Origin of the sequence: Pseudomonas putida, assembly GCF_001976065.1 — a bacterium.
Classification (GTDB): Bacteria; Pseudomonadota; Gammaproteobacteria; order Pseudomonadales; family Pseudomonadaceae; genus Aquipseudomonas; species Aquipseudomonas serbica.
This window is the reverse complement of record NZ_MNAH01000013.1, coordinates 1-11,833: the sequence shown is the minus strand read 5'-3', so window position 1 is coordinate 11,833 and position 11,833 is coordinate 1. Positions and strand designations below refer to the sequence as shown.

Annotated in this window: 9 protein-coding genes and 2 rRNA genes; 2 read left to right on the top strand and 9 right to left on the bottom strand. The window is 59.8% G+C overall.

The features are described from left to right. Positions 1–44: 44 nt before the first annotated feature. The 3 genes from BKX96_RS29910 to BKX96_RS29900 form a co-directional block, all read right to left on the bottom strand. Positions 45–1,097 (bottom strand): beta-keto acid cleavage family enzyme, encoded by a 1,053-nt coding sequence (locus BKX96_RS29910; RefSeq protein ID WP_046818025.1) that lies wholly within the window; start codon positions 1,095–1,097, stop codon positions 45–47. Positions 1,098–1,175: 78 nt separating this feature from the next. Then, positions 1,176–2,024, bottom strand: a complete 849-nt coding sequence (locus BKX96_RS29905; protein ID WP_046818026.1) for a TauD/TfdA dioxygenase family protein — start codon at positions 2,022–2,024, stop codon at positions 1,176–1,178. A 14-nt stretch (positions 2,025–2,038) separates the two neighbouring features. Further along, positions 2,039–3,019, bottom strand: coding sequence for a quinone oxidoreductase family protein (locus BKX96_RS29900; protein ID WP_046818027.1), 981 nt, complete (start codon positions 3,017–3,019; stop codon positions 2,039–2,041). Between the two features lie 373 nt (positions 3,020–3,392). On the opposite strand from BKX96_RS29900, the gene sorA reads away from it, so the two are divergent. Beyond that, the gene (gene sorA / locus BKX96_RS29895) at positions 3,393–4,634 is read left to right on the top strand and encodes a SorA family sulfite dehydrogenase catalytic subunit (protein WP_077186221.1); all 1,242 of its coding nucleotides are present in this window, start codon (positions 3,393–3,395) and stop codon (positions 4,632–4,634) included. A 10-nt stretch (positions 4,635–4,644) separates the two neighbouring features. Further along, entirely contained in the window at positions 4,645–5,292 is a 648-nt protein-coding gene (sorB, locus tag BKX96_RS29890) for a SorB family sulfite dehydrogenase c-type cytochrome subunit (RefSeq protein WP_046818029.1), read from the top strand. Between the two features lie 48 nt (positions 5,293–5,340). Here the strand turns inward: sorB and BKX96_RS29885 are convergent, their stop codons facing one another. From BKX96_RS29885 to BKX96_RS29860, 6 genes are all read right to left on the bottom strand, one after another. Next, positions 5,341–6,285, bottom strand: a complete 945-nt coding sequence (locus tag BKX96_RS29885; RefSeq protein WP_046818030.1) for a c-type cytochrome — start codon at positions 6,283–6,285, stop codon at positions 5,341–5,343. Next, on the bottom strand, positions 6,282–6,947 hold the full coding sequence (locus BKX96_RS29880) for a c-type cytochrome (RefSeq protein WP_046818031.1): 666 nt from the start codon (positions 6,945–6,947) through the stop codon (positions 6,282–6,284). The genes BKX96_RS29885 and BKX96_RS29880 overlap by 4 nt, the downstream gene beginning before the upstream one ends. Positions 6,948–7,008: 61 nt before the next feature. Then, positions 7,009–7,206, bottom strand: coding sequence for a hypothetical protein (locus BKX96_RS29875; protein ID WP_256721721.1), 198 nt, complete (start codon positions 7,204–7,206; stop codon positions 7,009–7,011). Between the two features lie 194 nt (positions 7,207–7,400). Then, complete coding sequence (gene mrdA / locus BKX96_RS29870; protein ID WP_046818033.1) at positions 7,401–9,293, bottom strand: penicillin-binding protein 2; 1,893 nt, start codon at positions 9,291–9,293, stop codon at positions 7,401–7,403. 207 nt (positions 9,294–9,500) lie between these two features. After that, positions 9,501–9,616 (bottom strand): 5S ribosomal RNA (rrf, locus tag BKX96_RS29865). A 156-nt stretch (positions 9,617–9,772) separates the two neighbouring features. Then, positions 9,773–11,833, bottom strand: a 23S ribosomal RNA gene (locus BKX96_RS29860); the annotation flags it as partial.

Here is an 11,833-nt window from a genome sequence, read left to right as displayed (position 1 = left end):
GAACCGAGGCAGGCCGCCATTGGCCGCCTGCCCCGCACAGCGGATCAGCCGCGTTGTGGTACGCCCTTCTGCCCCTGCTTGCGGTTCGGTGCCATGCCGTTGGCCAACAGGGTTTCTTCAACGGTCTCGTACTGCACGCCGATACGGTAGATGTCGCGCGCCTCTTTGCCAGTGGCGATTTCACGACCCAGCTCGTGGGCGATGCGCACCGTCTGCTTGACCTGCTCGACGGAAGAGAAGCGCTTGCCGTGCTGGTCGATGATGGTGTCTTCGTTGCCCAGGCGTGGGTGCAAGCCCATGGCCATGGCGATGGTGTTGAGTGGCAGCACGTTCTTGAGCAACGACTCGGCCGTCAGGGTGCAACGGTCCGGCACACGGTTGATGAAGTTCATCAGGTTCATCGGGTTCGGGCCATCGAAACCGCCACCGATGCCGATCCAGGTCAGGTTCAGCGGGCCCTTGTAGATGCCCTTGCGCACCAGGCGCTCCAGGGTTTCATAGGCATGAATACCGGTCAGCTGGAAGTGCGGCTGGATATTGCTCGCCTGCAGGCGCTTGAGGTGCTCGGCGACAAAGGCAGGCCCGGCCGGCACGGTCATTTCGCTGTAGGCGGCATAGGTGGCCGGCTCCAGCAGCGAGGTGCCTTCGATGCCTTCCGGGAACAACAGCTCGGTGATGGTCATCTGGATGGTGTTGATGGCGATGGTGACCTGGTCCGGCTTGGGCATCAGGTCCGCGAGCATGTGCCGGGTGTCGTCGGACAGCCACAGGGCTTCGGCACCGTCACCTTCAGGGGCAAAGGAAATCGAGCCGCCGACCTGGATGATCATGTCCGGCACGGCTTCACGCACACCGGCGATCAACTCGTTGAACTTGGACAGGCGCTTGGAGCCTTTGCCGTCCAGCTCGCGGACATGCAAGTGCAACACGGTGGCGCCGGCTTCATAGCAGTCGACTGCCGCCTGCACGTGCTCGTCCATGGTCAGCGGAATGTCTTCCGGGAAGTCGCCAGGCATCCATTGTGGAGCGTAAGGGGCGACGGTAATCACCACTTTTTCCATGGTGTCCGGGTGCAGGGAATCGTCGAAAAACTGCATGGTTATCTCCTGTTTTTGTTTTTGCCTGCCCGACAGGCTGTACGGAGCAGGCCTTGGCGTGGGTGCAGGTGGAGTGGCTCAGTAGGTCTTTTCGCCAATGATCCCGGCGCGTTCCATCTTGCGATGACAGGGCGGGTAATCCATCACGGCGTAATGCTGGGTGCTGCGGTTGTCCCAGATCGCGATGCTGTTAGGCTTCCAACGCCAGCGCACCTGGTACTCCGGAATGCTGGCTTGGCTGGTCAGGTAGCGCAGCAGCTCGGAGGAACCCTGGCTGAAATCCTGGCCGACACGCACCCGCTCGGCGGTGTGGAAGTTGGTGAAGTGGGTGGTGAACGAATTGACGAACAGCACCTGTTCACCAGTTTCGGGATGGATGCGCACCACCGGGTGCTCGGCGTCCGGGTACCTGGCCTTGAGCGCGAGGCGTTTTTCGATCGGCATCGCCGCGCCAAAGGTCGCCTCGATGCTGTGCCGGGCGCGCAGGCCTTCGATCCTGGCTTTCACGTCGTTGGGCAGATGCTTGTAGGCCTCGACCATGTTGGCCCACATGGTGTCGCCACCCACCGGCGGGCACTCCAGGCAGCGCAGCACGGCCCCCAGCGGCGGCGCCTCGCGCCAGGTGGCGTCGGTGTGCCAGGAGTTCTCGTAGCGGTCGACCGGGCTGTCCGGATTCTTGTAGACCTGCACCAGCCCGGGATACTCGGGGTGGCTGCCGACCACCGGGTGGTCCTCCAGTTCGCCAAAGCGCTGGGCAAAGGCCACATGCTCGGCCCGACTGATGTCCTGGTCACGCAGGAACAGCACGCGGTGCTTGAGCAACTGCGCGCGGATCTCGGCGAACAGGCCGTCGTCATGGACGGCATCGGCGAGGTTCACGCCGATCAGTTCGGCGCCAATGCTGCAGGTGAGTTGTTCGACTTGCATGGCGGCAGACCTCCTTAGATGACGAAGATCGATGAACCGGTGGTCTTGCGCGACTCCAGATCACGGTGCGCCTGCACGGCGTCGAGCAAACCGTAATGCTGGTTGATCTCGATCTTGATCTTGCCGCTGCCGACCAGACCGAAGATCTCACCGGCCAGCTCAGCCTTCTCGGCCGGGTCGGCGATGTAGTCGGCCAGTGCCGGACGGGTCATGAACAGTGAGCCTTTCATCGCTAACTGTGCCGGGCTGAAGGGCGGAATCGGGCCGGATGCGGTACCGACGCAAACCATCAGGCCGCGACGTTTGAGGGAGTCCAGCGAGCCCTCGAAGGTGCTCTTGCCGACGCTGTCGAACACTACGTTGACGCCGACGCCGTCGGTCAATTCACGCACGCGCCTGGCCACATCTTCATGGCTGTAATTGATCACGTGATCGCAACCATGAGCCCGGGCGAGCTCTGCCTTGGCCTCGCTGGACACGGTGCCGATCACGTTCAGGCCGAGCAATTTTGCCCACTGCGAAACGATCAGGCCGACACCACCGGCGGCCGCGTGCAGCAGGATGCTGTCACCGGCCTTGAAGTCATAGATGCGCCGCATCAGGTAGGCCGAGGTCAGCCCGCGCATGGTCATGGCCGCGGCGTTCTCGAAGGAAATACTTTCCGGCAGTTTGATCAGTGGCGCAGCCGGGATCAGACGTTCGGTGCTGTAGGCGCCAAGGGTATTGGTGAAGCCGGTATAGGTTACCCGGTCCCCGACCACCACATTGCTCACGCCCTCGCCCACGGCTTCCACTACACCGGAGGCTTCAACGCCGATGCCATTGGGCATCGGGATCGGATAGGTGCCATTGCGAAAGTAGGTGTCGGCATAGTTGAGGCCGACCGCCACGTGGCGCAGTCGAACCTCACCGGGACCTGGATCACCGACCTCGACCTCTTCAAAACGAAGAACCTCGGGACCACCGGTTTCGTAAAATCGTACGACTTGAGCCATGCTTTTTTTCTCCAATCAGCGTTCTGGGTGCACTGCGGCGATTACGTGATTGGAATGTAAGCTTCAGGCTGCCTGAACGCATCTCATCGAACGACAGCGCCGTCACATTTGGTGACAGGCGCTGGTGCTCGACTGGTAGCCACGTAAATTTGGCAAACGGTATACCATAATACAAGGCATCTAAAGGGTCTCGCTGGGGTCGCCTCTGTCATCGATTGCTAAATCACTGACGCTCAATGAGAAGCAGACACCCCGCACCTGGGGATACTGGTTGGCTCATCGAACAGTCTCGCGACACGTCTAGACCGATGCCTTTGCGCCCTGATGGGGGCTATCGGTTGCATCTCAGAAAAACAATCAAAGAGAGCGCAGCATGAAGTTCAGTTTTATCGATACCGGCAAGCCCACCCGACGGCGCGTTTTGCGCGATGCCTTGGCCCTGGTCGTGGCCGCCTCCCCCTTGGCCAGCCTCGCCCGGGCAGCCGACGAAAACGCCGAGGACGTGACATTCGCGGCGGGTCCACGGCCGCTGGTGCAGTATCCGCAAAAACGCCCCTTGACCCTGGTAACCACTCGCCCGCCGCACCTGGAAACGCCCTTCACGGTGTTCAACGAAGGGCCGATCACGCCCAACGACGCCTTTTTCGTGCGTTACCACCTGGCCAATTTCCCCACCAGCATCGATCCAGACAGCTACCGGCTGACGGTCAAGGGCGCGGTCGACACTCCGTTGTCACTGTCCCTGGTCGAGCTCAAGGCGCTGGCGGAGCCGGTGGAAGTGGTGGCGGTCAATCAATGTTCGGGCAACAGCCGCGGCTTCTCGATGCCCCGGGTGTTCGGCGCGCAGTTGGGCAACGGCTCGATGGGCAATGCACGCTGGGTGGGCGTGCCGCTCAAGGCCGTACTGGAGAAAGCGGGGGTGAAGGCCGACGCCAGACAAGTGACCTTCCGCGGCCTCGACAAGCCGGTGCTGCCAAGCACCCCGGAGTTCATCAAGGCCCTGGACATCGGCCACGCCATGGACGGTGAGCCGATGATCGCCTGGTCGATGAACGGCACCGACCTGCCCTTCCTCAACGGCTACCCGATACGCCTGGTGGTGCCCGGTTATTTCGGCACCTACTGGGTCAAGCACCTGAGCGAGATCGAAGTCGTCGACCATACCTACGACGGTTTTTTCATGGCCAAGGGTTACCGGGTGCCGGACAACGATTGTTTCTGCATCGCCCCCGGCACCACGCCGGCGCAAACCAAACCGATTTCCAAACTGCCGGTACGCAGCTTCATCACCAGCGTCAAACACGGCGATGTGTTGCCGTTGAAAAAAAGCGTGTTGCTCAAGGGCATCGCGTTCGACGGCGGTGCCGGGGTCAACAAGGTCGAACTGTCCATCGACGGTGGAAAAAACTGGCGTGAAGCCACGCTTGGCCAGGACCTCGGCCGTTACTCCTTCCGCGAGTGGACGCTGGCGATCACCTTTACCCGCAAGGGCGCCACCCAACTGATGGTGCGCGCCAGCAACAGCGCGGGCGAGCTCCAACCGCTGCAAGCCGACTGGAACCCAGCCGGCTATCGCCGGCACGTCGTCGAAACCAGCCACGTGACCGTCGCCTGAGGAGAGCCGGATGAAATCCATGAAACTCATGAGCCGCTGGCTGTGCGCGGCGCAAATCTGCCTGGCGGGCATCGCCTGCGCAGCGCCCCTGTCGATCACCCTGCCGCCGGAAACGGCAGCGCTGAAGCCCAGTACCCTGCCGGGCTACCCGCTGGCCCAGCAGAAGTGTTCCACCTGCCATTCCGCCGACTACATCAACTTCCAGCCACCGGGCATGAGCCTGGCGCAGTGGACGGCGGAAGCGGGCAAGATGCAGCACGTGTACGGTGCGCCGATCAGCGATCAGGACGTGACCATTATCGGCGCCTACCTGGCGGCCACCTACGGCAGTGCCAAGGCGAGCGATGCCGATGTGCTGGCCGCCTCGAACCCGGCGGCGGGCCAACCTGCCCCAGCCCCGGTGGCAAAAGTCGACGCCACGACCTTGCTTGAGAACAACGCGTGCCTGTCCTGCCACGCCATCGATCACAAGGTAGTCGGCCCGGCTTATCACGATGTGGCGGCCAAATACGCCAATGACCCCCAGGCCCTGACCAAGCTGACGTCGAGCATCCAGCACGGCGGCAGCGGCAAATGGGGGGACATCCCGATGCCGCCCTTCGCGCAGTTGAGCAACGACGAGCTGAACAGCCTGGCGACCTTCATCCTGCAGCAGTAAACCGGCGCTTGAGCAAGCAGGGCCAAGTCGGCCTGGCCCTGCCTGCGCTCAGTTGATGCCCTGCCCCAGCGTCACGCCATTAACGACTTCGCCATACAGGTTGACCCCATCGCCCTGGTGGTATTTCTCCCGGGTCTTTTCCACGGAGCCATCGACCAGGCGCGGATCCTGGGGGCGCTCGTGACTGTTGATCCAGGCCGCCACATGCCAGGCCTCGTCATCCGACAGCGAACCGCCCTTGCCCAGCGGCATGTTCTGCTTGATGAAGCCCGCCGCCGTGTTGATACGGTGCATGCCAGCACCCCAGTTGTAGGAGTCCTTGCCCCAAAGCGGTGGAAACACGAATGTGCCTGCGGCCTGTTGGCCCTGCCCTTGCGCGCCATGGCAAATGGCGCATTGCTCGGCATAGATTTGTTTCCCTTTCACCAGGTCGAAGCCTTTTTCCGGGGCCGGGATAACCGGATAGAGGCGCCCCGGCAGTTCCTCACCCACAGGCGCCTTGGTTGCGAGCCAATAGGCGTAGGTGCCGAGTGCTTTCATCACATGGCTGTCACTGGCGGGTGCCTTGCCGTTCATGCTGAATTCGAAGCAGCCCTGCATGCGCTCGGTGAACGTATTGACCTTGTTGTTCTTTTTTCGATAGGCGGGGTACATGCCATAGGCCCCCCACAGCGGCGCTGAATCCGCCTTGCGACCTTGATCGAGGTGGCAGTTGCTGCAGTTGAGTCCGTTACCCACGAACTCGGCGGCATTTTTCCGGGTGTCGACAAAGATGTCCCGACCTTCGCGCACCAGCTCGCCAAAGGCGTTGTCGGGCAGTTGCGCTTCCTGGGGCGGCGTAAAAACCCCGGGCCTGACTGGCTCAGCCGGCTCGGCCGCCGCCACAGGTACCTTCGCGACCGTCACCCCGTCGCGTTCTTCGTAGTACGTTTTGGCGGCCAGAAGCGGTACCGCAATCACGATGCCAAGGCAGACCTTCAGTGCATTGTTCATGGCTTGCCCTCCCCGCCCAGGCCGGCGAAATAGGCTGACAGATCCCTGATTTCAGTATCACTGAGGGAGCGCGCGATATGCCCCATCAAATCATTGGGATCATTCTTGCGCGTGCCACTGCGCCAGGCATTGAGCTGTGCCGCGATGTACACGCCCGACTGGTCTAACAGTGGCGGAAAACTTTCTCCCACGCCGCTGTTGCCCACCCCGTGGCAGGCGACACAAGCCGGAATATTGCGACTCCAGTCGCCTTGTTTCACCAACTTCTCAGCGGCGCTGCCCACACTTCCCGTGGGGGCCAAATCAGCACTGGAAGCCGCGATAGCCAAGGCACCGAGATAGCTCGCCACCGCCTTGCCTTCGGGATCGGTCAGCGCCGCTGCGATCGGTTGCATCACGGCATTGCTGCGTTTGCCTGAGCGGAAATCCTCGAGCTGCTTCACCAGGTATCCCGGGGACAAACCCGCCAGCCGGGGAAACCCGGCGCTACCGACGCCCATCCCGTCGGGCCCATGACAGGTGGCGCAAGCCAGGGCGGCGGGTGACTCACCGCCCTGGGTGTAGATTTTCTGTCCCTGGGGATCGGCCTGTGCTGCTGTCGCCAGCAAGAAGACACACAGGCCAACGCGGGTCTTGCGACCGGATCTCTGGGCAAATTTCATGGTTTTCGACTCCTTTCTGCGGCCAATTCAAGTTAATCCTTAACAGGTACGCAGGCCTTCCTCAGCGTACTTCCTCGTTCTCGTCCTGAGGTGATGATTGCAGCGCACATTCCCCTAGCCAGTTCATGAACACCAGCAGTCGCTTGGGCACCGTTCCCAGCGGCGGCTGTACCAGATGATAGTCGTAGTGGCCAGAACAGCCGAAGCCGGCGAGGGGCAGGACCAGCTCGCCGCTGTCCACCCATGACGTGGGGGTCATCTGTGCGGGAGGAGCCTTCCTGCGCGGTCAGGCGAACGGTGTCAGGATCTGGCCCATTGTGGGCTGACCTGACCTTAACTGTTTCCACTTGGAACCGCGAACAGCGCATGAGCCGTGCCGAGACGATCTTTCTCGAAAGCCTGCACCAACGGCTGACCGTTTGAGCCGATGATTTTCTGCGGATAATAGAACGCTTATACGTGAGGATCGCCCGCTGCCTTGCTCGGCACGGCGTATTGCGGTTTGAGATGGCCGTCTTGATCGAGTAGCCAGGCGTCCATGATCTGCCGCACCACGGGACCGGCGACACGACCACCCGCCTCGCCGTTTTCGATCATCACCGAAATCACGATCTGCGGATGTTCGGCCGGGGCGAAACCGACGAACAAGGCGTTGTCTCGATTGCGTTCGCGGGTTTTCGCGCGGTTGTAGCGCTCGCCTTGCTTGATCGCCACCACTTGCGCGGTGCCGCTCTTGCCGGCGATACGGTACTGGGCGCCCGCCGCTGCCGCCCGGGCAATCCCGCGGGCATCGTGCATTACCATCTGCATGCCGTGGTTGACCTGCTCCCAGTCGCGCGGGTCCTTGAGGAGGATGTTCGGCATCGGATGCTCGTCCACCGGCGCCACACCGTCTACGGTCTTGGCCAGGTGCGGGCGGTTCCACACGCCTTTATTGGCAATCAGCGCCGTGGCCTGGGCCAGTTGCAGCGGCGTGACCTGCATATAGCCCTGGCCGATGCCGAGGATCACGGTTTCCCCCGGGAACCATGGCTGACGCCGCGTGGCGCGCTTCCAGGCCTGGGAAGGCATCAAGCCGGGAGACTCTTCGAACATGTCCAGCGAGACCTTTTCCCCGAGGCCGAACATGGCCATGTAGTCATGCAGCCGATCGATGCCCAGCTTGTGCGCCAGGTCGTAGAAGTAGGTGTCGTTGGAGCGCATGATCGCCGCGTCCATGTCCACCCAACCGTCGCCGCTGTGGTTCCAGTTGCGGTACTTGTGGTCGAAGTCCGGGAGTTGGTAATACCCCGGATCGAAGACCCGGGTCTGCGGCGTGACGATGCCGGCGTCGAGCCCGGCAATGGCGACTTCCGGCTTGATGGTCGAGCCCGGCGCGTAGAGCCCGCGCAGCACGCGGTTGAACAGCGGCCGGTCGATGGAATCGCGCAGCGCCGAGTATTCCTTGGAGCTGATACCGGTGACGAACAGGTTCGGATCGAAACTCGGGTTGCTGACCATGGCCAACACTTCCCCGGTGGACGGATCGAGCGCAACCACGGAGCCACGACGATCGCCCAAGGCGTGCTCGGCGGCCTCCTGCAGCTTGACGTCCAGGCTCAGGACGATGCTTTCACCGGGCACCGGATCCGTGTGCTTGAGCACACGCAATACGCGGCCCTGGGCATTGGTCTCGACTTCCTCGTAACCGACGTGGCCGTGCAGTTGCGACTCGTAGAATTTTTCGACCCCGGTCTTGCCGATGGATTGGGTACCTCGATACTCGACGGTATCCAGGACCTTGGACTCTTTCTCGTTGATCCGTCCGACGTAGCCGACCGAATGAGCAAAGTGCTCGCCCAACGGATAATGACGCACGAACTGCGGCTCGACATCGATGCCCGGCAAGCGGAACTCGTTGACCGCCAGTACCGCGATCTGCTCCTCGCTCAGTTCATAGAACAACGTCACCGGCACGAACGGGTGCCGTGCCTGTTTCATCGCCTTGTCGAACTGCGTGCGGTCTTCAGCAGGCAGGTGCAGCAAGCTGACCACTTCGTCCAACTCTTGACTGACATCGGACGCTCGCTCGCGGGTGATGGTCAGGTTGTAGCTGGGCCGGTTGTCCGCCAGGACCACGCCATTACGGTCATAGATCAAGCCCCGGGTAGGGGTGATCGGCAGCACGTGGACGCGGTTGTTTTCGGAAATCGTCGAGTGATAGTCGAATTCCACCACCTGCAGGATGTACAGGCGAACCACCAGCGCGCAGGTGATGGCGACGACGAACAAGGCGCAGGCCATCAGTCTCTTGTTGACCAGACGCGTCTCTTTTTCGTGGTCTTTGATCGGAATCGGTTGGGGCATTTCTATAGCAGCTCTTTGAAAAGAAAACGCCGATCCCTGGGCTTGAAACAGTCCGTTAAAAAAACGAGCTGCACCATAGCAAAAACCGCCGGGTCACTTTCATGTCATTTTCTTTACGTAGGAGCGAGCTTGCTCGCTCCCGCAGAAAAAATGGCCACAAAAACAAAACCCCTACCTGCATACGCAGATAGGGGTTTTGGAATTTAATCTTGACGATGACCTACTCTCACATGGGGAAACCCCACACTACCATCGGCGATGCATCGTTTCACTTCTGAGTTCGGGATGGGATCAGGTGGTTCCAACGCTCTATGGTCGTCAAGAAATTCGGGTACTGAGTCGTGGCCGGTTGGCCTCGCTTCAGCAAATTGGGTATGTGACAGCTTGGTGTTTTGTGAGYATCTCGAACTTTCGGTTCGTTTCGTCTTCACACACCGCAATCTGGYCTCTCTCGAGTTCGCAAATTGCTTGGGTGTTATATGGTCAAGCCTCACGGGCAATTAGTATTGGTTAGCTCAACGCCTCACAGCGCTTACACACCCAACCTATCAACGTCGTAGTCTTCGACGGCCCTTCAGGGGACTCAAGGTCCCAGTGAGATCTCATCTTGAGGCTAGTTTCCCGCTTAGATGCTTTCAGCGGTTATCTATTCCGAACATAGCTACCCGGCAATGCCACTGGCGTGACAACCGGAACACCAGAGGTTCGTCCACTCCGGTCCTCTCGTACTAGGAGCAGCCCCTCTCAAATCTCAAACGTCCACGGCAGATAGGGACCGAACTGTCTCACGACGTTCTAAACCCAGCTCGCGTACCACTTTAAATGGCGAACAGCCATACCCTTGGGACCGGCTTCAGCCCCAGGATGTGATGAGCCGACATCGAGGTGCCAAACACCGCCGTCGATATGAACTCTTGGGCGGTATCAGCCTGTTATCCCCGGAGTACCTTTTATCCGTTGAGCGATGGCCCTTCCATACAGAACCACCGGATCACTAAGACCTACTTTCGTACCTGCTCGACGTGTCTGTCTCGCAGTCAAGCGCGCTTTTGCCTTTATACTCTACGACCGATTTCCGACCGGTCTGAGCGCACCTTCGTACTCCTCCGTTACTCTTTAGGAGGAGACCGCCCCAGTCAAACTACCCACCATACACTGTCCTCGATCCGGATAACGGACCTGAGTTAGAACCTCAAAGTTGCCAGGGTGGTATTTCAAGGATGGCTCCACGCGAACTGGCGTCCACGCTTCAAAGCCTCCCACCTATCCTACACAAGCAAATTCAAAGTCCAGTGCAAAGCTATAGTAAAGGTTCACGGGGTCTTTCCGTCTAGCCGCGGATACACTGCATCTTCACAGCGATTTCAATTTCACTGAGTCTCGGGTGGAGACAGCGCCGCCATCGTTACGCCATTCGTGCAGGTCGGAACTTACCCGACAAGGAATTTCGCTACCTTAGGACCGTTATAGTTACGGCCGCCGTTTACCGGGGCTTCGATCAAGAGCTTCGCGTTAGCTAACCCCATCAATTAACCTTCCGGCACCGGGCAGGCGTCACACCCTATACGTCCACTTTCGTGTTTGCAGAGTGCTGTGTTTTTAATAAACAGTCGCAGCGGCCTGGTATCTTCGACCGGCGTGGGCTTACGGAGCAAGTCCTTCACCCTCACCGGCGCACCTTCTCCCGAAGTTACGGTGCCATTTTGCCTAGTTCCTTCACCCGAGTTCTCTCAAGCGCCTTGGTATTCTCTACCCAACCACCTGTGTCGGTTTGGGGTACGGTTCCTGGTTACCTGAAGCTTAGAAGCTTTTCTTGGAAGCATGGCATCAACCACTTCGTGTTCTAAAAGAACACTCGTCATCAGCTCTCGGCCTTRRAATCCCGGATTTACCTAAGATTCCAGCCTACCACCTTAAACTTGGACAACCAACGCCAAGCTGGCCTAGCCTTCTCCGTCCCTCCATCGCAATAACCAGAAGTACAGGAATATTAACCTGTTTTCCATCGACTACGCTTTTCAGCCTCGCCTTAGGGACCGACTAACCCTGCGTCGATTAACGTTGCGCAGGAAACCTTGGTCTTTCGGCGTGGGTGTTTTTCACACCCATTGTCGTTACTCATGTCAGCATTCGCACTTCTGATACCTCCAGCAAGCTTCTCAACTCACCTTCACAGGCTTACAGAACGCTCCTCTACCGCATCAYCCGAAGRTGATACCCGTAGCTTCGGTGTATGGTTTGAGCCCCGTTACATCTTCCGCGCAGGCCGACTCGACTAGTGAGCTATTACGCTTTCTTTAAAGGGTGGCTGCTTCTAAGCCAACCTCCTAGCTGTCTAAGCCTTCCCACATCGTTTCCCACTTAACCATAACTTTGGGACCTTAGCTGACGGTCTGGGTTGTTTCCCTTTTCACGACGGACGTTAGCACCCGCCGTGTGTCTCCCATGCTCGGCACTTGTAGGTATTCGGAGTTTGCATCGGTTTGGTAAGTCGGGATGACCCCCTAGCCGAAACAGTGCTCTACCCCCTACAGTCTCTT

Excerpts from the sequence above, each read along its gene's own strand:
- BKX96_RS29885 (WP_046818030.1), bottom strand. The coding sequence starts at position 6,285 with ATGAACAATGCACTGAAGGTCTGCCTTGGCATCGTGATTGCGGTACCG.
- BKX96_RS29905 (WP_046818026.1), bottom strand. The coding sequence starts at position 2,024 with ATGCAAGTCGAACAACTCACCTGCAGCATTGGCGCCGAACTGATCGGC.
- sorA (WP_077186221.1), top strand. The coding sequence starts at position 3,393 with ATGAAGTTCAGTTTTATCGATACCGGCAAGCCCACCCGACGGCGCGTT.
- sorB (WP_046818029.1), top strand. The coding sequence starts at position 4,645 with ATGAAATCCATGAAACTCATGAGCCGCTGGCTGTGCGCGGCGCAAATC.
- mrdA (WP_046818033.1), bottom strand. The coding sequence starts at position 9,293 with ATGCCCCAACCGATTCCGATCAAAGACCACGAAAAAGAGACGCGTCTG.
- BKX96_RS29875 (WP_256721721.1), bottom strand. The coding sequence starts at position 7,206 with ATGACCCCCACGTCATGGGTGGACAGCGGCGAGCTGGTCCTGCCCCTC.
- BKX96_RS29880 (WP_046818031.1), bottom strand. The coding sequence starts at position 6,947 with ATGAAATTTGCCCAGAGATCCGGTCGCAAGACCCGCGTTGGCCTGTGT.
- BKX96_RS29900 (WP_046818027.1), bottom strand. The coding sequence starts at position 3,019 with ATGGCTCAAGTCGTACGATTTTACGAAACCGGTGGTCCCGAGGTTCTT.
- BKX96_RS29910 (WP_046818025.1), bottom strand. The coding sequence starts at position 1,097 with ATGCAGTTTTTCGACGATTCCCTGCACCCGGACACCATGGAAAAAGTG.